The sequence below is a fragment of the Pseudomonas sp. LBUM1646 genome (assembly GCF_059716165.1).
Genome location: NZ_CP166810.1, coordinates 5,480,921 through 5,500,243 on the forward strand (window position 1 = coordinate 5,480,921; position 19,323 = coordinate 5,500,243).

19 protein-coding genes and 1 pseudogene are annotated in these 19,323 nt (G+C 58.7%); 12 read left to right on the forward strand and 8 right to left on the reverse strand.

The features are described from left to right. Window positions 1-24: 24 nt before the first annotated feature. From groL to ACA071_RS24940, 4 genes are all read right to left on the reverse strand, one after another. Entirely contained in the window at window positions 25-1,668 is a 1,644-nt protein-coding gene (gene groL / locus ACA071_RS24925; protein ID WP_149657969.1) for a chaperonin GroEL, read from the reverse strand. Between the two features lie 49 nt (window positions 1,669-1,717). After that, window positions 1,718-2,011, reverse strand: a complete 294-nt coding sequence (locus ACA071_RS24930) for a co-chaperone GroES (RefSeq protein WP_019827816.1) — start codon at window positions 2,009-2,011, stop codon at window positions 1,718-1,720. Between the two features lie 247 nt (window positions 2,012-2,258). Beyond that, window positions 2,259-2,738, reverse strand: a complete 480-nt coding sequence (locus tag ACA071_RS24935) for an FxsA family protein (protein ID WP_213938341.1) — start codon at window positions 2,736-2,738, stop codon at window positions 2,259-2,261. Between the two features lie 66 nt (window positions 2,739-2,804). Further along, window positions 2,805-3,536 (reverse strand): HugZ family pyridoxamine 5'-phosphate oxidase, encoded by a 732-nt coding sequence (locus ACA071_RS24940; protein WP_169373329.1) that lies wholly within the window; start codon window positions 3,534-3,536, stop codon window positions 2,805-2,807. Between the two features lie 166 nt (window positions 3,537-3,702). Between ACA071_RS24940 and ACA071_RS24945 the strand changes: the two genes are divergently transcribed. Next, window positions 3,703-4,461: an SDR family oxidoreductase gene (locus ACA071_RS24945; protein ID WP_497641549.1), complete on the forward strand. Its 759-nt coding sequence runs from the start codon at window positions 3,703-3,705 to the stop codon at window positions 4,459-4,461. A gap of 134 nt (window positions 4,462-4,595) precedes the next feature. Here ACA071_RS24945 and apbC read toward each other — a convergent pair whose 3' ends face one another. Next, window positions 4,596-5,690: an iron-sulfur cluster carrier protein ApbC gene (apbC, locus tag ACA071_RS24950; RefSeq protein ID WP_497641550.1), complete on the reverse strand. Its 1,095-nt coding sequence runs from the start codon at window positions 5,688-5,690 to the stop codon at window positions 4,596-4,598. A 331-nt stretch (window positions 5,691-6,021) separates the two neighbouring features. Here apbC and metG point away from each other — a divergent pair, with 331 nt between their 5' ends. The 8 genes and pseudogenes from metG (at window position 6,022) to ACA071_RS24990 (ending at window position 13,088) form a co-directional block, all read left to right on the forward strand. Beyond that, complete coding sequence (gene metG, locus ACA071_RS24955) at window positions 6,022-8,073, forward strand: methionine--tRNA ligase (RefSeq protein ID WP_497641551.1); 2,052 nt, start codon at window positions 6,022-6,024, stop codon at window positions 8,071-8,073. Between the two features lie 128 nt (window positions 8,074-8,201). Continuing rightward, window positions 8,202-8,771: an electron transport complex protein RnfA gene (locus ACA071_RS24960; RefSeq protein ID WP_497641553.1), complete on the forward strand. Its 570-nt coding sequence runs from the start codon at window positions 8,202-8,204 to the stop codon at window positions 8,769-8,771. A 17-nt stretch (window positions 8,772-8,788) separates the two neighbouring features. Then, window positions 8,789-9,163, forward strand: a pseudogene (gene rsxB / locus ACA071_RS24965) (electron transport complex subunit RsxB); the annotation flags it as partial. Window positions 9,164-9,965: 802 nt separating this feature from the next. Continuing rightward, window positions 9,966-10,958 carry an RnfABCDGE type electron transport complex subunit D gene (locus tag ACA071_RS24970; RefSeq protein ID WP_497641554.1) on the forward strand — a complete coding sequence of 331 codons (993 nt, stop codon included), beginning with the start codon at window positions 9,966-9,968 and terminating at the stop codon, window positions 10,956-10,958. Continuing rightward, complete coding sequence (locus ACA071_RS24975) at window positions 10,955-11,566, forward strand: RnfABCDGE type electron transport complex subunit G (protein WP_497641555.1); 612 nt, start codon at window positions 10,955-10,957, stop codon at window positions 11,564-11,566. Before ACA071_RS24970 ends, ACA071_RS24975 begins: the two co-directional genes overlap by 4 nt. Then, complete coding sequence (locus ACA071_RS24980) at window positions 11,559-12,137, forward strand: Rnf-Nqr domain containing protein (RefSeq protein WP_497641556.1); 579 nt, start codon at window positions 11,559-11,561, stop codon at window positions 12,135-12,137. Before ACA071_RS24975 ends, ACA071_RS24980 begins: the two co-directional genes overlap by 8 nt. A gap of 26 nt (window positions 12,138-12,163) precedes the next feature. Continuing rightward, window positions 12,164-12,802 carry an endonuclease III gene (gene nth / locus ACA071_RS24985; RefSeq protein WP_497641558.1) on the forward strand — a complete coding sequence of 213 codons (639 nt, stop codon included), beginning with the start codon at window positions 12,164-12,166 and terminating at the stop codon, window positions 12,800-12,802. Between the two features lie 106 nt (window positions 12,803-12,908). Beyond that, window positions 12,909-13,088: a PA3496 family putative envelope integrity protein gene (locus tag ACA071_RS24990; RefSeq protein ID WP_007898493.1), complete on the forward strand. Its 180-nt coding sequence runs from the start codon at window positions 12,909-12,911 to the stop codon at window positions 13,086-13,088. A gap of 43 nt (window positions 13,089-13,131) precedes the next feature. On the opposite strand, the gene ACA071_RS24995 is transcribed toward ACA071_RS24990, so the two are convergent. Next, window positions 13,132-13,758 (reverse strand): response regulator transcription factor, encoded by a 627-nt coding sequence (locus ACA071_RS24995; RefSeq protein ID WP_054045186.1) that lies wholly within the window; start codon window positions 13,756-13,758, stop codon window positions 13,132-13,134. Between the two features lie 568 nt (window positions 13,759-14,326). On the opposite strand from ACA071_RS24995, the gene ACA071_RS25000 reads away from it, so the two are divergent. Beyond that, window positions 14,327-15,028, forward strand: a complete 702-nt coding sequence (locus ACA071_RS25000; RefSeq protein ID WP_497641559.1) for a hypothetical protein — start codon at window positions 14,327-14,329, stop codon at window positions 15,026-15,028. A gap of 129 nt (window positions 15,029-15,157) precedes the next feature. On the opposite strand, the gene ACA071_RS25005 is transcribed toward ACA071_RS25000, so the two are convergent. After that, window positions 15,158-16,375, reverse strand: coding sequence for an argininosuccinate synthase (locus ACA071_RS25005; RefSeq protein ID WP_497641560.1), 1,218 nt, complete (start codon window positions 16,373-16,375; stop codon window positions 15,158-15,160). 128 nt (window positions 16,376-16,503) lie between these two features. Next, a complete protein-coding gene (locus tag ACA071_RS25010) occupies window positions 16,504-17,412 on the reverse strand; it encodes a flagellar protein MotY (protein WP_497641561.1) in 909 nt (302 codons plus the stop codon). Window positions 17,413-17,571: 159 nt separating this feature from the next. Here ACA071_RS25010 and pyrC point away from each other — a divergent pair, with 159 nt between their 5' ends. After that, complete coding sequence (pyrC, locus tag ACA071_RS25015) at window positions 17,572-18,618, forward strand: dihydroorotase (RefSeq protein ID WP_497641562.1); 1,047 nt, start codon at window positions 17,572-17,574, stop codon at window positions 18,616-18,618. After that, entirely contained in the window at window positions 18,615-19,292 is a 678-nt protein-coding gene (gene rnt / locus ACA071_RS25020) for a ribonuclease T (RefSeq protein WP_497641563.1), read from the forward strand. The genes pyrC and rnt overlap by 4 nt, the downstream gene beginning before the upstream one ends. The last annotated feature ends 31 nt before the right edge of the window (window positions 19,293-19,323 follow it).

Sequence of the window (19,323 nt, forward strand, 5' to 3'; positions counted from 1 at the left end):
TTTTTTTATAGGGGTAAGGCTGGCTTACATCATGCCGCCCATGCCACCCATACCGCCCATGTCTGGCATACCGCCGCCAGCACCGCCTTCTTCCTTGATCTCGGCAATCATGGCTTCGGTGGTGATCATCAGGCTGGCGATGGAAGCCGCTGCCTGAAGAGCCGAACGAGTCACTTTAGCCGGGTCCAGGATACCCATTTCGATCATGTCGCCGTATTCGCCGGTAGCAGCGTTGTAACCGTAGTTACCCGAACCCTGCTTGACCTTGTCGACGACTACGCTTGGCTCGTCGCCGGAGTTGGCAACGATCTGGCGCAGTGGCGCTTCAACAGCGCGACGCAGCAACTGGATACCAACGTCTTGATCAGCGTTGTCGCCTTTCAGTTCGGAGATAGCCTGCAGAGCGCGAACCAGTGCCACGCCGCCGCCAGGTACCACGCCTTCTTCAACGGCTGCACGGGTAGCGTGCAGGGCGTCTTCAACGCGGGCTTTCTTCTCTTTCATTTCTACTTCGGAACCCGCGCCAACCTTGATCACTGCAACGCCGCCGGACAGCTTGGCCAGACGCTCTTGCAGTTTTTCACGGTCGTAGTCGGACGAAGTGTCGGCCACTTGCTGACGGATTTGCAGAACGCGAGCCTGGATATCAGTCTCAACGCCGGCGCCGTCGATCACGGTGGTGTTTTCTTTGGACAGGATCACGCGCTTGGCATTACCCAGGTGTTCCAGGGTAGTGCTTTCCAGGCTCAGACCGATCTCTTCGGAGATAACGGTACCGCCAGTCAGAACAGCGATGTCCTGCAGCATGGCCTTGCGACGGTCGCCGAAGCCTGGAGCCTTGACGGCTGCGACTTTAACGATGCCACGCATGTTGTTCACAACCAGAGTCGCCAGGGCTTCGCCTTCAACGTCTTCGGCCACGATCAGCAGTGGACGGCCGGCTTTTGCAACGGCTTCCAGTACTGGCAACATTTCGCGGATGTTGGAGATCTTTTTGTCGACCAGCAGGATCAGCGGACCGTCGAGCTCGGCAGTCATGGTCTCTGGCTTGTTGACGAAGTACGGGGACAGGTAACCACGGTCGAACTGCATGCCTTCAACAACCGACAGTTCGTTTTCCAGGCCCGAGCCTTCTTCAACGGTGATCACGCCTTCTTTACCGACTTTTTCCATGGCTTCGGCAATGATGTCGCCGATGGAGTTGTCGGAGTTGGCCGAGATGGTGCCGACCTGAGCGATTGCCTTGGTGTCAGCGCAAGGCTTGGACAGGGCTTTGAGCTCTTTGACAATAGCGATGGTCGCTTTGTCGATGCCGCGTTTCAGGTCCATCGGGTTCATGCCGGCAGCGACGGCTTTCAGGCCTTCGTTGACGATCGACTGAGCCAGAACGGTAGCGGTGGTGGTGCCGTCGCCTGCGTCATCGTTGGCACGGGAGGCAACGTCTTTGACCAGCTGCGCGCCCATGTTTTCGAAACGGTCTTTCAGTTCGATTTCTTTGGCTACGGAAACGCCGTCCTTGGTGATGGTCGGAGCGCCGAAGCTCTTCTCGATGATCACGTTACGGCCTTTAGGGCCCAGGGTCGCTTTTACTGCGTCAGCCAGGACGTTCACACCGGCGAGCATTTTCTTGCGGGCGGAATCGCCGAATTTAACTTCTTTAGCAGCCATGATCGATATTCCTTAAATACTTTGTAGTAGCGGGAAAATGAGCGGGGAATCAGCCTTCGATAACAGCGAGAATCTCGTTCTCAGCCATTACCAGCAGGTCTTCGCCGTCGACTTTCACAGTGTTGCTGCCGGAGTACGGACCAAACACAACCTTGTCACCCACTTTAACGGCCAGTGCACGCACTTCACCGTTGTCCAGCACGCGGCCGGTACCGACAGCGAGGATCTCGCCGCTGTTGGCTTTTTCAGCAGCCGAACCTGGCAGGACGATACCGCCAGCGGTTTTCTTTTCTTCTTCGCTGCGACGGATGACGACGCGGTCATGCAGAGGACGAAGCTTCATTGTCGATCTCTCCTAATTGTGGTTTTCATCGGCCGGTGTATTCCCGGCGGGTTTAACAAATCCGGCGGTGCCGGGTGCGGTTCGTCGAGCGAACCGCGGAAGTCTGTCTGGCATGATCGCCAGAAACCTTGCGGTGACCGTTACATAAGGGCGCATAAGCTTATTACAAGGGCGAGCAAGCAAATTTTTTCATGTTGCTGCCCGCAAACGAACACGGCACCCGAAGGTGCCGTGCAGCTGAAACGCTTTACTTGGGATCGTGGTGTTCGAACTCGCCTTCGATCACGTTGGGCTCGCGGCCCAGCGGTTGCTGTCGTGGAGCAGGACCGCCTCGGGACTGCAGGTCATCGGCGAAGGCACGCTGACGGATCGCCGCCTCTTCAGCGCGTTGGCGCATCTTGTTCGCCAGCAAACGGCGAGACAGAGGCAGCAGCATGATCAGGCCCAGCACGTCGGTGACGAAGCCCGGCAGGATCAACAAGCCGCCGGCCAGGGCCAGCATCAGGCCTTCGAGCATGGTCTGGGCCGGCAATTCGCCGCGGTTCAGGCTTTCACGGGCACGCAGTGCGGTTGCCAGACCGGCGATCCGCAGCACAAACACGCCGAGCATCGAGCCGAGAATGATCAGCAGCAGGGCCGGGAAAAACCCGATTGCCCCGCTAACCTTGACGAATACGAACAGCTCCAACACCGGAAACAGTACAAAGAGCAATAAAAAAGGGCGCATCAAATGGTTCCTCAACGCAAGAATGCCTTGCCAGTAAGCCTTAGATGACGTCGCCACTTCGTGAATTCAAGCGTCGGCTACTTCATTTTTCGGCCAATGCTCGGCGTGAGCCAGGAAAACCAAGGCTTCCCGGACTTGTGTCGGCGTATTACACGGCGCTTGAAACGGCAACCAGTACAGCCCCTGGCCGATGCGCAGGTGCATGCCTTCGGTATCGATGCCGGCCAGTTGCGCCGGGGCTGTCGTCGGCAAACCGGCGAGCTCGACGTAGTGGGCGATGGCTTTGGCGTGGTCGGCATTCATGTGCTCGACCATGCTCACTTCGGCCTTGCCGGCGAACGGGTTGGCCAGAGTCAGTTGATCGACCCAATGAATCGCGCCGAAACCGCCGATATAGCGATGACGTACCGGTTTGAGCACCCAGAAATCGAAATCGTGGGCCTTGTGGTAACTCTGCGAATCCGGGAAATAGCGGTAATAACGCTCGGCCGCCGCTTCGACGGCCGCCTCATCTTCAAGCTTTTCAGCCTCGGCCAGGTAGGTCAGGCGACCGACGGCTTGTGCGTCTTCAGCCCCGCGCTCGCCCACGAACAGTGAGCATTTCGGATCTTTCTGCAGGTTGTGGGTGTGCTGGGCGATGCGGCTGATCAGGATCAGCGGCCGGCCCTGCTCGTCCAGGCAGTACGGAACCACTGAGCCAAAGGGGAAACCGGGCATCGCCTTGGAGTGTGTCGAAAGCACTCCGCGGTATTCCTTGAGAAGCAATTCTCGGGCATTCTTGGCCGCTTCAACGCTCAATTTATGACTCCTTATATAGAATCCGTCGAAAAAACGGACAGGCGCCTGGGGATAAGTTCCAGTACGCCATCGGGGCAGTTCTCATGTGCAGCCAGGCCACATCAGGTGCAGATCGAGAGGCCCTCTAGAAGGAAACCACTTTCTGACCTGCTATTGGGGCATGCGAATGCAACTCACTGACAAAGTAATCATTATCACTGGCGGTTGCCAGGGTTTAGGCCGTTCGATGGCCGAGTATTTCGCCGGCAAGGGCGCGAAGCTGGCGCTGGTCGATCTGAACCAGGAGAAGCTCGACGACACCGTCGCCGCGTGCAAGGCCAAGGGCGTCGAGGCCCGCGCCTATCTGTGCAACGTCGCCAATGAAGAGCAAGTGACGCACATGGTCGCTCAGGTGGCCGAAGATTTCGGCGCGATCCATGGCCTGATCAACAACGCCGGGATCTTGCGCGACGGCCTGTTGCTCAAGGTCAAGGACGGCGAAATGACCAAGATGAGCCTGGCCCAGTGGCAGGCGGTCATCGACGTCAACCTGACCGGCGTGTTCCTGTGCACCCGTGAAGTGGCGGCGAAAATGGTCGAACTGAAAAACACTGGCGCGATCATCAATATCTCGTCGATTTCCCGCGCGGGCAACGTCGGCCAGACCAACTACTCCGCCGCCAAGGCCGGTGTAGCGGCGGCGACCGTGACTTGGGCCAAGGAGCTGGCGCGCTACGGCATTCGCGTGGCGGGCATTGCGCCGGGCTTTATTGAAACCGAGATGACGCTGGGTATGAAGCCTGAGGCGCTGGAGAAGATGACGGCCGGGATTCCGCTCAAACGCATGGGCAAGCCGGATGAGATCGCCCATTCGGCCGCGTACATTTTCGAGAACGACTACTACACCGGCCGGATTCTGGAGATGGATGGCGGGTTGCGCATCTAAAGCAAGATCAAAACCCCGTAGCAGCTGCCGAGGCACGAGGCGGCGTTGCGTGTCCGCAGGACCGCCCTCGGGGCCGCTGCGCAGCCCAACGCAGCCTCGTGCCTCGGCAGCTGCTACGACATCATTTCAGTGGATCAATCGTCGCTGATGGTGATATTCGGCATCGCCGGTGTCGCCGCTTCCTGCAACACGATCCGCGCGCCGACATGGCGGGCCAGCTCCTGATACACCATCGCAATCGGGCTGTCCGGCTCGGCGATCACCGTTGGCTTGCCGCCATCGGCCTGCTCGCGGATGGCCATTGCCAGTGGCAACGAGGCCAGCAGTTCGACGCCGTACTGGGTGGCCAGTTTCACACCGCCGCCCTCACCGAACAAATGCTCGGCATGCCCGCAGTTGGAGCAGATGTGCACGGCCATGTTTTCCACCACGCCCAGCACCGGAATGTTGACCTTGCGGAACATTTCCACGCCCTTGCGCGCGTCCAGCAGGGCCAGGTCCTGCGGGGTGGTGACGATGACAGCACCGGCCACCGGGACTTTCTGCGCCAGGGTCAACTGGATGTCGCCGGTGCCTGGCGGCATGTCGATGACTAGGTAATCAAGGTCGCCCCATGCGGTTTGGGTCACCAGTTGCAACAGCGCGCCGGAGACCATCGGGCCGCGCCAGACCATCGGCGTGTTGTCGTCGGTCAGGAAGGCCATGGACATGACCTCGACACCGTGGGACTGAATCGGAATGAACCACTTCTGATCCTTGACCTGCGGCCGGGTGCCTTCAGGGATGCCGAACATGATGCCCTGGCTCGGACCGTAGATGTCGGCGTCGAGAATCCCGACCTTGGCGCCTTCACGGGCCAGCGCCAGCGCCAGGTTGGCGGCGGTGGTGGACTTGCCCACGCCGCCCTTGCCGGAGGCCACGGCGACCACATTCTTGACGTTGGCCAGGCCCGGGATCTGTGCCTGGGCCTTGTGCGCGGCGATCACGCTGGTGATCTCGACACGCGCAGTGACCACGCCGTCCAGCCCTTCAATAGCCATTTGCAGTAACTGAGCCCAGCCACTCTTGAACAGACCGGCGGCATAACCGAGTTCCAGCTGGACGCTGACGCGATCGCCCTGGATGTCGATGTTGCGCACGCACCCGGCGCTGACCGGATCCTGGTTCAGGTAAGGGTCGGTGTATTGGCGAAGGACGGCTTCCACCGCTGCGCGATTGAGGGCGCTCATGGGCAACTCCGATAGCAAGACTGGAAAATCAGGCGGGTATCGTACCTGTTCTCTCGCTCCGACGGCATGCTTTCAGAATGTGACAAATGTCCTCCATCCAGACGCAATCTGTAGCAGCTGGCGGAGCCTGCATTCGGCTGCGAAGCAGTCGAAAATTCAGGCACCGCGGTGTGTCAGGCTAATCAGGTCGACAGCAATAGCGACTGCTTCGCAGCCGAACGCAGCCTTCGGCAGCGGCTACAAAGGTCCGTGGATGCCGGTCGCGGGGGTGAAAAATATGCGCCAGCGCTTTATAGTGGCCGACCTCCGTTTCATCAAGTAGCCGAGCCCCATGTCCGAGCCACGCAAGATCCTCGTCACCAGCGCCCTGCCCTATGCCAATGGTTCGATCCATCTTGGCCACATGCTGGAATATATCCAGACCGACATGTGGGTGCGCTTCCAGAAGCACCGCGGCAATCAATGCATTTATGTCTGCGCCGACGACGCTCACGGCTCGGCCATCATGCTGCGCGCGGAAAAGGAAGGCATCACCCCGGAACAACTGATCGCCAACGTCCAGGCTGAACACAGCGCCGACTTTGCCGAGTTCCTGGTGGACTTCGACAATTTCCACTCCACTCATTCCGAAGAAAACCGTGAGCTGTCGAGCCAGATCTACCTGAAGCTGCGCGACGCCGGGCACATTGCCCAGCGCTCGATCACGCAGTACTTCGACCCGGAAAAGAAAATGTTCCTGGCCGACCGCTTCATCAAGGGCACCTGCCCGAAATGCGGTACCGAAGACCAGTACGGCGACAACTGCGAAAAATGCGGTGCGACCTACGCGCCCACCGACCTGAAGGATCCGAAGTCGGCCATCTCTGGCGCCACCCCGGTGCTCAAGGATTCCCAGCACTTCTTCTTCAAACTGCCGGACTTCCAGGAAATGCTCCAGGCCTGGACCCGCAGCGGCACCCTGCAAGACGCGGTCGCCAACAAGATCGCCGAATGGCTGGACGCCGGCCTGCAACAGTGGGACATCTCCCGCGATGCGCCGTACTTCGGTTTCGAGATTCCCGGCGAGCCGGGCAAGTACTTCTACGTGTGGCTGGACGCGCCGATCGGCTACATGGCCAGCTTCAAGAACCTGTGCGCCCGTCGTCCGGACCTGGATTTCGATGCGTTCTGGGCCAAGGATTCCACCGCCGAGCTGTACCACTTCATCGGCAAGGACATCGTTAACTTCCACGCGCTGTTCTGGCCAGCGATGCTTGAAGGTGCGGGCTTCCGCAAGCCGACCGGCATCAACGTGCACGGCTACCTGACCGTCAACGGTCAGAAAATGTCCAAGTCCCGCGGCACCTTCGTCAAGGCCCGGACCTACCTGGACCACCTGTCGCCGGAATACCTGCGTTACTACTACGCGGCCAAGCTGGGCCGTGGCGTCGACGACCTGGACCTGAACCTCGAAGACTTCGTACAGAAGGTCAACTCCGACCTGGTGGGCAAAGTCGTCAACATCGCCAGCCGTTGCGCCGGTTTCATCCAGAAAGGCAACGCCGGTGTATTGGTGGCGGGTAATGCGGCACCAGAACTGACCGACGCGTTCCTGGCCGCCGCGCCGAGCATCGCCGATGCCTACGAGGCTCGCGACTTTGCCCGCGCCATGCGCGAGATCATGGGCCTGGCCGACCGCGCCAACGCCTGGATCGCCGACAAGGCGCCGTGGTCGCTGAACAAACAGGAAGGCAAGCACGACGAAGTCCAGGCCATCTGCGCCCTGGGCATCAACCTGTTCCGCCAACTGGTGATCTTCCTCAAGCCTGTGCTGCCGCTGCTGGCCGCCGACGCCGAGGCGTTCCTGAACGTCGCGCCGCTGACCTGGAACGACCACGCCACGCTGCTGAGCAATCATCAGTTGAACGAGTTCAAACCGTTGATGACCCGCATCGACCCGGTAAAAGTGCAAGCCATGACCGACGCCTCGAAAGAAGACCTGACCGCCAGCGCCACCGATACCGGCGATGCGGCACCGGCCGGCAACGGCGAGCTGGTCAAGGAACCGCTGTCGCCGGAGATCGAGTTCGACGCCTTTGCGGCGGTTGATCTGCGCGTCGCGCTGATCGTCAAGGCTGAGCACGTGGAGGGCGCCGACAAACTGCTGCGCCTGACCCTGGACATCGGTGATGAGCAACGCAACGTGTTCTCCGGGATCAAGAGCGCTTACCCGGATCCATCCAAGCTCGATGGTCGCCTGACCATGATGATTGCCAACCTCAAGCCCCGGAAAATGAAGTTCGGGATCTCCGAAGGCATGGTGATGGCAGCCGGCCCTGGCGGTGAAGAAATCTACCTGCTGAGCCCTGACAGCGGCGCGAAGCCGGGTCAGCGCATCAAGTAAGGACTTCGCTGAACCAATCCCACAGTCGTGCCAGGCATGACTGTGGGATTTTCATGTCTGGCCCACCCTCCGTCCTTGCCGGATAATGCCTAACCTTGTTAGACAGGCCTCCTTCTGCCGGCACGATCATGACCGAACTGCTTCTTACGCTTATCAGCGCCGCCCTGATCAACAACCTCGTGTTGCAGTGGCCGCTGGGCGTCGATCCGCTGTTGGGAGCCGAACAACGGCAGGTCCATGCACTCGGCATTGCCACCGCGAGCCTGATGCTGATCGTTGGCATGCTCGCTTACGCGCTCTACCACTGGCTACTGGTGCCACTGGAGCTGACGGCGCTGCGCCTGTTCGTGTTCCTGCCGTTGAGCGTTCTGCTGATCGCCCCGCTGCTGACGTTACTGTCGCGACTATTGCCAAAACTTTCGTTCGAAGGCCTCTGGCCCTTGCTGCTCGGCAATGCCGGCGTACTCGGGCTGACGTTGCTCAATGTCCAGGACGACAAGGGATTTTTCCACGCCAGCGCCCTGAGCCTGGGTGCCGGGCTGGGCTTCTGGCTGGTGCTGGTTCTGTTCAGCGACTTGAGCCAGCGCACACGTGACAACGATGTTCCCCTGCCCTTTCGTGGCTTGCCGATCCAGTTGATCGGCGCCGGACTGATCGCAGTGGCCTTTCTCGGATTCAGTGGACTGATCAAAACATGAGTCTGATTCAACGCATCGACGCCCTCTTGCCCCAGACCCAATGCGGCAAGTGCGGCCACCCCGGATGCAAGCCCTACGCCGAAGGCATCGCCAGCGGCGAGTCGATCAACAAGTGCCCGCCGGGCGGCAGCGAAACCATTGCCGCCCTGGCCGACTTGCTGAAAGTGCCGGTGCTGGAACTGGACATCAGTCGCGGTTCGGCACCGGCGCAGATTGCCTACATCCGCGAGGCCGAATGCATTGGCTGCACCAAGTGCATCCAGGCCTGCCCGGTGGACGCGATTGTCGGTGCGGCGAAACTGATGCATACGGTGATTGTGGATGAATGCACCGGTTGCGACCTGTGCGTGGCGCCGTGCCCGGTGGATTGCATCGAAATGCGCCCACTGCCGCTGGCCACGGTGCTGCCGATTGTTGGCGGCCTGGCGTTCAGTCTTGAAGAACAACGGGCTCGCGCCACCAAGCGCAATCGTGCGCGGCGTCGGTTCGAACAGCGCAACGCCCGACTGCACCGTGAAGAACAACAGAAAGTCGCCGAACGCCAGGCACGCGCACAACGTGCCGCGCAACCCAGCGAAGTGACGGTCAATCCGGTGCAGGCCGCCCTTGAGCGGGTCCGCGCGCAGAAAGCGGCGACCGCTGACGCGGCGTTGAAAAAAGCCAAGATCGATCTGGCGATGAGTCGGGCGCAATTGAACAAGTCGCTCAAGGCCTTCGGGCATCCGCCGACCTTCGAGCAACAGTCGCAACTGATCGTGCTGCAACAGCAGTTCGAAGCCGCCGAGCAGGCGCTGGCGCAACTGGAAAGCACGGCGCCACCCGCTCCGGCACCGGTTGCCCCGGCAAAAGACGCCGAACTGAAACGGGCGAAAATCCAGTTGGCCATGCGCCGCGCCGAACTGAAAAAAGCGCATACCAACGAAGCGTCTGTTGAACAGATCGAAGCGTTGGAGCTGGCATTGAAAAATGCCGAACAGGCCTTGCACGAGGCTGAAGCGGTCAGCGAGCAACCGTTGCCTGACCTGATGCGCGTCGAAAAGCGCCCGATCGACAGCCAGCTTCGACAGCTGAAAACCGAATTGGCCTACGCCCGCGCCGACGTCAGCAAACTTGAACGTCGGGGCGATACGCCCGCAGAGTTGGTGGACAAGGCACGCGTCCGACTACTGGAAGCCGAACGTTTGGTGGAGGCCTATGTCGCCCCTTGAATCGGTGGACGAACGCCTTCAGCAGGCCATGAAGCGGGTATTGCTGGCCACTGTGCCGGGGATGCTGGTGCTGTTTTGGCTGTATGGCTGGGGTGTATTGATCAACCTGATTCTGACGGCCGTGACGGCGCTGGCGGTAGAGGCCGCGGTGCTTAAACTGCGCCAGCGCCCGCTCAAGCCGACCTTGAGTGACGGCAGTGCCTTGGTCACGGCGACGTTACTGGCATTGGCCTTGCCGCCCTATTGCCCGTGGTGGCTGACGGTCAGTGCGGCCGCGGCCGCGCTGCTGTTCGGCAAACACCTGTATGGCGGCGTCGGCAGGAACCCGTTCAACCCGGCCATGCTCGGTTTCGCCCTGGCACTGGTGACCTTTCCCCAACTGATGACGCACTGGCCGTCGTCCCATGGCATGGACCTGCCCGGCGGTCTGTCGCTGGTCTTCGGCTTCAGTTTCAGCCAGACCCCGGATGCCTGGGTCCAGGCCACGGCGCTAGACAGCCTGCGCATCAATAAAAGCCTGACCATGGATGAACTGTTCGCCGGCAACCCGGCGTTCGGCCACTTCGGTGGTCGTGGTGTGGAATGGGTCAACCTGGCGTTTCTGGCTGGTGGCGCCTTTCTGCTCCAGCAACGGGTATTCAGCTGGCATGCGCCGGTCGGCATGCTCGCCAGCCTGTTCCTCATCAGCCTGCTGTGCTGGAACGGCTCGGGCTCCGACTCCCACGGCTCGCCGCTGTTTCATCTACTGACGGGCGCGAGCATGCTGGGTGCCTTCTTCATCGTCACGGAGCCGGTGTCCGGCGCAAAAAGCCCCACTGCCCGGCTGCTGTTCGGCGTGGGTGTCGGGCTGCTGACCTACCTGATTCGAACCTGGGGCGGCTACCCGGACGGCGTGGCCTTTGCCGTGCTGTTGATGAACCTTTGTGTGCCGGCGCTGGAGCGGTTTGTCGACGCCCGGCAGGAGCGAACCGCACCATGAACCGCGCAACAAGCGTCGTGACCCTGGTGTTGTTGGCCTGCCTTGGAATGGCTGCGACCTACCTTGTGCAACACACCAGCGCGGCGCGCATTGCCACTGAACAGCGCTTGATCGACAGTCGCACGCTGCTGGATATGCTGCCGCCCGACAGCTACGACAACCAGCCGCTGGAACAGGCCCTGCCCCTCGAAAACATCCCGCTGAGCAACAGCACGTTGCTGGGAGGGTATCGGGCAACCAAGGCCGGCCAACCCAGCGCCGTGTTGCTGCGCAGCCAGACCTTGGGTTACACCAGCGCCATCGAGTTGCTGATCGTCATCGATGCCAACGGCAAACTGTTGGGAGTCAAAACCCTCAAACAGGCTGAAACACCGGGCCTCGGTGGTCGTCTCGCCGATTGGCCGAATGCCTGGCTGCACAGCTTCACCGGCAAGTCGCGCACCGATCCCGCTGACAATGGCTGGGCATTGAAAAAGGATCAGGGTCAATTCGATCAAATGGCCGGGGCGACCACGACTTCAAGAGCCGTGATCAACGCCATTCATGATGCGTTGCGCTATTTCGATGAGCATCGGCAACAACTGCTGGGGAGCGACTCCCATGAATAAGGCGTCTGTGCAGAACTCATTGATGCTGGCACCACTGATCGGCGCCACCGGCTCCTTGATGACTGCGCTGGGACTGTGGCTGATGTTCGTGGTGGTGATTGCTGTCTATGACGCCGGGATGGGCCCATTACGCGCCCGACTCGTCCCCTGGGCACGCTTGCCTGCCGGCGTCCTGCTGGCGGCCACGCTGACCAGTTGCGCCGAACTCGCCGGGCAATCCTGGTCGCTGCAATGGCAGCAACACCTGGGGTTGTATGCCGGGCTCATCGCCTTGCAATGTGTGGTGCTGGATAACAATGGCTTTTTCGACAACCCCTGGCGTGATCGCTTGCGCCTGTGTGGCCTGTTCGGCGCGCTGATGATGGGCCTGGGCTTGTTGCGCGAGATCATCGGCAACGGCACCCTCGGCGCTCATCTGTCCTGGCTGACCGGTGCGACGGACTGGCCCGGCCTTGTTCTGACCGCCGACGGTGGCCTGCGCCTGGCCACCCTCGCCCCCGGCGGATTCATTCTGCTGGGGCTGTTGATCGCCGGATGGCAGGCCTGGCTTCGCCCAACGCCCTCAAACTGACCCGCTTTCGAGGAAACGCATCACCCATGAATGCCGCAAAACGTTACGAAATCTTCCGCAGGCTTCACGAAGACAATCCTGAGCCGAAGACCGAACTGGCCTATTCCTCTGCGTTCGAACTGCTGATCGCGGTGATTCTGTCGGCGCAGTCCACTGATGTCGGCGTTAACAAGGCCACGGCGAAACTCTATCCGGTGGCCAATACCCCGGCGGCGATTTATGCCTTGGGTGTCGAAGGTCTGTCGGCGTACATCAAGACCATCGGCCTGTTCAACAGCAAAGCTAAAAATGTGATCGAAACCTGCCGCTTGCTGGTGGAGCGCCATGGCGGCGAAGTGCCGCAGACCCGCGAGGAGCTGGAAGCGCTACCCGGCGTTGGCCGCAAGACCGCCAACGTGGTGCTCAACACGGCATTCCGCCAGTTGACCATGGCCGTGGACACCCATATTTTCCGGGTCAGCAACCGTACCGGCATTGCGCCTGGCAAAAATGTGGTCGAGGTGGAGCACAAGCTGATGAAGTTCGTGCCCAAGGAGTTTCTGCTCGACTCTCATCACTGGCTGATCCTGCACGGGCGCTACGTTTGCCTGGCCCGCAAGCCTCGCTGCGGCAGTTGCCGGATCGAGGATTTGTGCGAATACAAGCAAAAGACCTCGGACGATTGAGGCACTATTAGATTTATTGATTTATCGATTGAAAAAATCTTTTTTACCCGCCGGGAGAATGTCGATATAAGGAGCGCCAAAGGCAGTCTTAGCCTGGAGTAACAAAATGAGCACTGGCAAAGAGCAATTGGACGTAGAAGACGACTTCACCCCCGTTGAAGCCGATGACGCTGAACCGGTGGTTGAGGTTGCAAAAACCAACCTGAGCAAGCGCCGCACCATCGACAATCTGCTGGAGGAGCGCCGACTGCAAAAGCAATTGGCCGATTACGATTTTGATCTATGACACCTAAAAGCCTCCCGAAACGGAGGCTTTTTACTTTAAGTCGTCACACCAGGCCATTACGCTGGGCCAGCTCGATCAAATCCACCAGCGAACGCGCATTGAGCTTCAACAACAACCGGGTCTTGTAAGTACTGACGGTCTTGTTGCTGAGGAACATTCCATCGGCAATCTCCTTGTTTGTCTTCCCCCGAGCCAGTTGTTGCAACACCATCATTTCCCGTCCCGACAAACGATCCACCATATCGGCTTCACTGGCATTGCCCAGACTGGACCGAACCGTGTGCAAGGCTTGATTAGGGAAGTAACTGTAGCCTGACAATACAGCCTTTATTGCGCTGAGTAATTCAGTGAGGTCCTGTTGCTTGCAAACATAACCAGCGGCACCCGATTGCATGCAGCGCATCGAAAAATGTCCGGGGGCCTGGGAGGTCAGCACTAACACTTTCAACGGTAACGCCACTGACGTCAGACGCGCGATGACTTCCAGACCATCCAGTTTCGGGATTCCAATATCCAGAATGACAATATCCGGCATATGTTCACGAGCAAGTTGCAATGCATCCACACCATTGTCTGTTTCTGCGATGACTTCGTAGCCATGACGTTCCATTAGCAAACGCACCGCAAGACGAATGACAGGGTGATCATCCACGATCAGCACTTTATTCATGGGCAAGTCCAATTTTCGCTGTTCGAATTTTTAGAGCCCGCACAATAGCCTAGTCGTTTCACCCGTGGCATGCCGTCCCCCCCAGGCACCCGCACCGAGAGACATTCCCTACAAGTAACGCGGATGATTCCTACAAAAAAACCTTGAATATATTGAGCTTGAAAACGTAAAAACCTTAAGAGCGCCGAGCGTCGGGGGCTTTTTTTGTTTCACCTTACATCCAATACAGCGCATAACCGACAGCCTCAAAACTAATCCGGCCTCCATTGACTACGGCGCAATGCTTGAAAGCAGCCGATATTCTCAATATCAAAGCCCATGACCAAATACAAATCGTCAATTATTGGCTATACACCTGTAGAAACAAACACAACCTAAAATAAAACTTTTTGAAACAAGAACATCCAACACACACAAACCCTGAGCATTACAGTTACCCCAAGATACCCACAACCCTTTTATACAAGATCGGACACTTAATAAAAAACAGCATTCAAAACCAAAACACTTATCACTAACAGACACTTTATCTGCACGAGAAAAATATATTATCTTATGAGCAAAAAACATGAAAAAACTCAAAAAAAGAATCTCGAACCCACTGACCATTATTGCTGTATTTGCAGCAATCTCAGAATCATCCGCGGCTGTCTCCCTGCCCTTTCTTGAGAACAATGAACGAGAATTATATATATGGTTTTTGATCAGCTTTCCGTTTTACTTACTTTTTCTTTTTTTTCTCACGCTCAATTTCAACTATCGCTCGCTGTACGCCCCCTCTGACTTTAGTAACGACAAGAGTTTCCTAAAAGTAATTGATAACGTCGAGCATTCAGAAAACAAAAAGTCTGCACCACCAAACGGCTCACCGGCAAAGTTCAAAGATTCCGTTGCCGCCACGGCATCTGAACGCGCCCCTCCAAGCTTTTCAACCCGAGTGAAAGGTGTTCCTTGCTGGTTCTGGAACGCGCAGGATCCGCCAGCCCAGCTGAGTTTGCCGGCGCCGTTAAAAGACTTGAGTATCATCGATGCTCGCGGGGTAAATACGAATGTGGCTTTCGCCGCCTTGATGGAAACAATCCGTAAACCACGGAGCCGACCTGCGAAAGTGATCGTGTTTCTGGTGTGCAGCGAATCGGAGAAATTGCTGAGGGAAGGCACGCTCAAGTATTCAAAACACAGAAATAAAAGCGCTTGCGAGACCTTCTGTATTGTCTACAACTTGAACTCACAGGGCGTGACAGTGCCGGACCAGACGCTTGGTGAATGATCAGGAAAGGTAATGGCTTGAGTCGAAACGAAATAAGCGCTGACAACGAAATGCCGGGCAGAACAACCTATTTAAAGTTGCGGCCCTGTCGACGACAGGGCCACGACCTCAATTACCGCTGCAACGATCTCAGAACAGCTTGCGACCTTTGTTGGCTGCAATCCGCATGCGCAACGCATTGAGCTTGATAAAGCCCGCCGCATCAGCCTGGTTGTAGGCGCCGCCGTCTTCTTCGAAGGTGGCGATGTTGGCGTCGAACAACGATTCATCGGACTTGCGGCCGGTGACGATCACGTTGCCCTTGTACAGCTTCAGGCGCACTACGCCGTTCACGTGGGTCTGGGAAGCGTCGATCATCTGTTGCAGCATCAGACGCTCTGGGCTCCACCAGTAACCGGTGTAGATCAGGCTGGCGTATTTCGGCATCAGCTCGTCTTTGAGGTGAGCCACTTCGCGGTCCAGGGTGATCGATTCGATCGCACGGTGAGCGCGCAGCATGATGGTGCCGCCAGGGGTTTCGTAGCAACCGCGGGACTTCATGCCTACGTAGCGGTTTTCTACGATGTCCAGACGGCCAATGCCGTGTTCACCACCGATTTTGTTCAGCGTCGCCAGCACGGTGGCCGGGGTCATTTCTACCCCGTCCAGTGCGACGATGTCGCCGTTGCGGTAGGTCAGTTCCAGGTACTGCGCTTTATCAGGAGCGTTCTCCGGGGAGACGGTCCATTTCCACATGTCTTCTTCGTGCTCGGTCCAGGTGTCTTCCAGCACGCCGCCTTCATAGGAGATGTGCAGCAGGTTGGCATCCATCGAGTACGGGGATTTTTTCTTGCCGTGGCGCTCGATCGGGATGTTGTGCTTTTCAGCATAATCCATCAGCTTTTCACGGGAGAGCAGGTCCCACTCGCGCCAAGGGGCGATCACTTTCACACCTGGCTTGAGTGCGTAGGCGCCGAGCTCGAAACGAACCTGGTCGTTGCCCTTGCCGGTGGCACCGTGGGAAATGGCGTCAGCGCCGGTTTCGTTGGCGATTTCGATCAGGCGTTTGGCGATCAACGGACGAGCGATGGAAGTACCCAGCAGGTACTCGCCTTCGTAAACGGTGTTGGCACGGAACATCGGGAACACGAAATCACGCACGAATTCTTCGCGCAGATCGTCGATGTAGATTTCTTTTACGCCCATGGCCTGAGCCTTGGCGCGGGCCGGCTCGACCTCTTCGCCCTGACCCAGGTCAGCGGTGAAGGTCACTACTTCACAGTTATAAGTATCCTGCAGCCACTTGAGGATCACCGAAGTGTCCAGGCCGCCGGAATACGCCAGAACGACCTTGTTTACGTCCGCCATGCCATCACTCCACGGGGTTTACGGAAAGCCGTGAAGTCTACCGCTCATACGAAATAATTTACAGTACCGCGACAGCTTATGACGACGAAGCGACAGATTCTGTCGAGCTGGCGACGAACACAACAGGTTCAGGAGGTCGCTGCAGCGCTCGCGGCAGAGGCGGATTGCGGGGCCGGTTTCTCGGTGGGCGCCACACGTTCGAGGCGTACCGCGACTCGACGGTTTTTCGCCCGGTTGGCGGCATTGGTGTTCGGCACCAGCGGGTAGCGCTCACCGTGGAAGCGCATGGTGATCTGTGATTCCTGGAAGCCATTGGCCTTGAAGAAGTCCATCACCGCCAACGCGCGACGGCGAGACAGCTCACGATTGGTCAGGCGATTGCCGCTGTTGTCGGAGTGTCCGTCGAGCTCGATGTGATTGACCGTCGGATCGGCTTTCATGAACTCCAGCATCACCTGCAACTTGGCCTTGGCTTGCGGATCCAGGTCGACGCCTTCGCCAGGGAAACCGATTTCCGATTGTTTCACTTGTTCAAAATTCTGTGGCAACAGCTTGGCCACGCAACCCTGATAGTCATTGAACGCCTTGTTGAACTTGACCGGCAGCAAACGGACTTCGGACACTCGACCATCACCTGAAGCGCGGCGAATGACCGGGCTGCGACCGTCCATCAAACCGTTGATCAGACGCCCGGCCTGCACCTGCGAACTGTTGAACAGCACGTTGCCGCTGCCAATATTGACCGATCCCAGGTTGAGGTCGCCACGCCCCGGCTGCCACGGCGCAGCGGCTGCGAGCAAGGTCGCGGACCCGCCGCCGATCACCGAGTTGTAGGCCTTGAGACGAAAGATCGCCTGTTCGCCGGCACGACGCACGAACTCACCGGAACCGAAATCGGTAATCGGCTGGGTCAGGCGGCATTCGAATTTGTCACCTTCGACCGTCCACTCGATGCTCTCCAGACGGGTCTGGAAAGTGAGCGCCATCGCGGGAAGGCTGGCAAACACACTGAGCAAGGCTAAATAACGCTGGCGCACGGGAGGCTCCACTGGCTTCTACAACAAAAAGACCGACACACACATGTTTACGGCATACCTAGTTCATATCGGTACGTTCCTGCAAAACTTGATAGCGAGTGCCTGAGAGAGTCTTTTCCGGTAGCATTCCCCTCAGTTTGACCCGCCTGGAATCCCCTCATGTCCGACCGCCTGACCCTGCTGCGTCCCGACGACTGGCATATTCATCTTCGCGATGGTGCTGTTTTGTCCAATACCGTTGCGGATGTCGCGCGCACCTTTGGTCGCGCCATCATCATGCCCAACCTGGTACCTCCGGTGCGCAACGCCGCTGAAGCCGACGGCTATCGCCAGCGGATTCTCGCTGCACGCCCGGCCGGCAGTCGTTTCGAACCGCTGATGGTGCTGTACCTGACCGACCGCACCCAACCCGAAGAAATTCGTGAAGCCAAGGCCAGCGGTTTCGTTCACGCCGCCAAGCTGTACCCGGCCGGCGCCACCACCAACTCGGATTCTGGCGTCACCAGCATCGACAAGATCTTCCCGGCAATCGAGGCCATGGCCGAAGTCGGGATGCCGTTGTTGATTCACGGTGAAGTCACCCGTGGCGATGTCGACGTGTTCGACCGCGAAAAAATCTTCATCGATGAGCACATGCGGCGTGTGGTCGAGCGTTTCCCGACGCTCAAAGTGGTGTTCGAACACATCACCACCAGCGATGCCGTGCAGTTCGTCAACGCGGCTCCGGCCAACGTCGGCGCAACCATCACTGCTCATCACCTGCTGTACAACCGCAACCACATGCTGGTGGGCGGGATTCGACCGCACTTCTACTGCCTGCCGATTCTCAAGCGCAACACCCACCAGGAAGCCCTGCTCGACGCCGCCACCAGCGGCAGCGAGAAGTTCTTCCTCGGCACCGACTCGGCGCCGCATGCCCAGCACGCCAAAGAAGCCGCTTGCGGCTGTGCCGGTTGCTACACCGCTTATGCTGCGATCGAGATGTACGCCGAAGCCTTCGAACAGCGCAACGCGCTGGACAAGCTCGAAGCCTTTGCCAGCCTCAACGGCCCGCGCTTCTATGGCCTGCCGGTGAACACCGATCGCATTACCCTGGTCCGCGATGAGTGGACCGCCCCAACCAGCCTGCCATTTGGCGAGCTGACCGTAATCCCGCTGCGCGCCGGTGAAAAACTGCGCTGGCGCCTGCTGGAGGAACACGCGTGAGTGAAGACCATTTCGACGACGAACAGGACGGTCAAGGCGGCGGAGGCAGTCCTCGTCATCCAATGGCGGCCCGATTCCGTGGTTACCTGCCGGTTGTCGTCGACGTAGAAACCGGTGGTTTCAACTCGGCCACCGACGCCCTGCTGGAAATCGCGGCGACCACCATCGCCATGGACGAAAAAGGGTTTGTGTACGCCGATCACACCTACTTCTTCCGCGTCGAGCCGTTCGAAGGCGCGAACATCGAAGCGGCGGCCCTGGAGTTCACCGGGATCAAGCTCGATCATCCGCTACGCATGGCGGTGAGTGAAGAAACCGCGCTGACCGATATTTTCCGCGGCATCCGCAAGGCCCTGAAAGCCAACGGCTGCAAGCGGGCGATCCTGGTCGGGCACAACAGCAGCTTCGACCTGGGCTTCCTCAACGCCGCTGTGGCGCGCCTGGACATGAAACGTAACCCGTTTCATCCTTTCTCCAGCTTCGACACCGCCACCCTCGCCGGCTTGGCTTACGGTCAGACCGTATTGGCCAAGGCCTGCCAGGCGGCCGATATCGACTTCGACGGTCGCGAGGCCCATTCGGCTCGCTACGACACCGAGAAGACGGCCGAGCTGTTCTGCGGCATCGTCAATCGCTGGAAACAAATGGGCGGTTGGGAAGACTTCAACGACTGATCCAGTCGCCGGGTTTATTCCGCCCACAAAA

Bases quoted from the DNA above. Each gene is read 5' to 3' on its own strand.
- apbC (WP_497641550.1), bottom strand. From the start codon at position 5,690: ATGAGCGCCCTCAATCGCGCAGCGGTGGAAGCCGTCCTTCGCCAATAC.
- ACA071_RS24995 (WP_054045186.1), bottom strand. From the start codon at position 13,758: ATGAATAAAGTGCTGATCGTGGATGATCACCCTGTCATTCGTCTTGCG.
- ACA071_RS24930 (WP_019827816.1), bottom strand. From the start codon at position 2,011: ATGAAGCTTCGTCCTCTGCATGACCGCGTCGTCATCCGTCGCAGCGAA.
- ACA071_RS25000 (WP_497641559.1), top strand. From the start codon at position 14,327: ATGAAAAAACTCAAAAAAAGAATCTCGAACCCACTGACCATTATTGCT.
- ACA071_RS24970 (WP_497641554.1), top strand. From the start codon at position 9,966: ATGTCGCCCCTTGAATCGGTGGACGAACGCCTTCAGCAGGCCATGAAG.
- ACA071_RS24975 (WP_497641555.1), top strand. From the start codon at position 10,955: ATGAACCGCGCAACAAGCGTCGTGACCCTGGTGTTGTTGGCCTGCCTT.
- groL (WP_149657969.1), bottom strand. From the start codon at position 1,668: ATGGCTGCTAAAGAAGTTAAATTCGGCGATTCCGCCCGCAAGAAAATG.
- pyrC (WP_497641562.1), top strand. From the start codon at position 17,572: ATGTCCGACCGCCTGACCCTGCTGCGTCCCGACGACTGGCATATTCAT.
- ACA071_RS24945 (WP_497641549.1), top strand. From the start codon at position 3,703: ATGCAACTCACTGACAAAGTAATCATTATCACTGGCGGTTGCCAGGGT.
- nth (WP_497641558.1), top strand. From the start codon at position 12,164: ATGAATGCCGCAAAACGTTACGAAATCTTCCGCAGGCTTCACGAAGAC.
- ACA071_RS24990 (WP_007898493.1), top strand. From the start codon at position 12,909: ATGAGCACTGGCAAAGAGCAATTGGACGTAGAAGACGACTTCACCCCC.
- ACA071_RS25005 (WP_497641560.1), bottom strand. From the start codon at position 16,375: ATGGCGGACGTAAACAAGGTCGTTCTGGCGTATTCCGGCGGCCTGGAC.
- ACA071_RS24935 (WP_213938341.1), bottom strand. From the start codon at position 2,738: ATGCGCCCTTTTTTATTGCTCTTTGTACTGTTTCCGGTGTTGGAGCTG.
- ACA071_RS24960 (WP_497641553.1), top strand. From the start codon at position 8,202: ATGACCGAACTGCTTCTTACGCTTATCAGCGCCGCCCTGATCAACAAC.
- ACA071_RS24980 (WP_497641556.1), top strand. From the start codon at position 11,559: ATGAATAAGGCGTCTGTGCAGAACTCATTGATGCTGGCACCACTGATC.
- metG (WP_497641551.1), top strand. From the start codon at position 6,022: ATGTCCGAGCCACGCAAGATCCTCGTCACCAGCGCCCTGCCCTATGCC.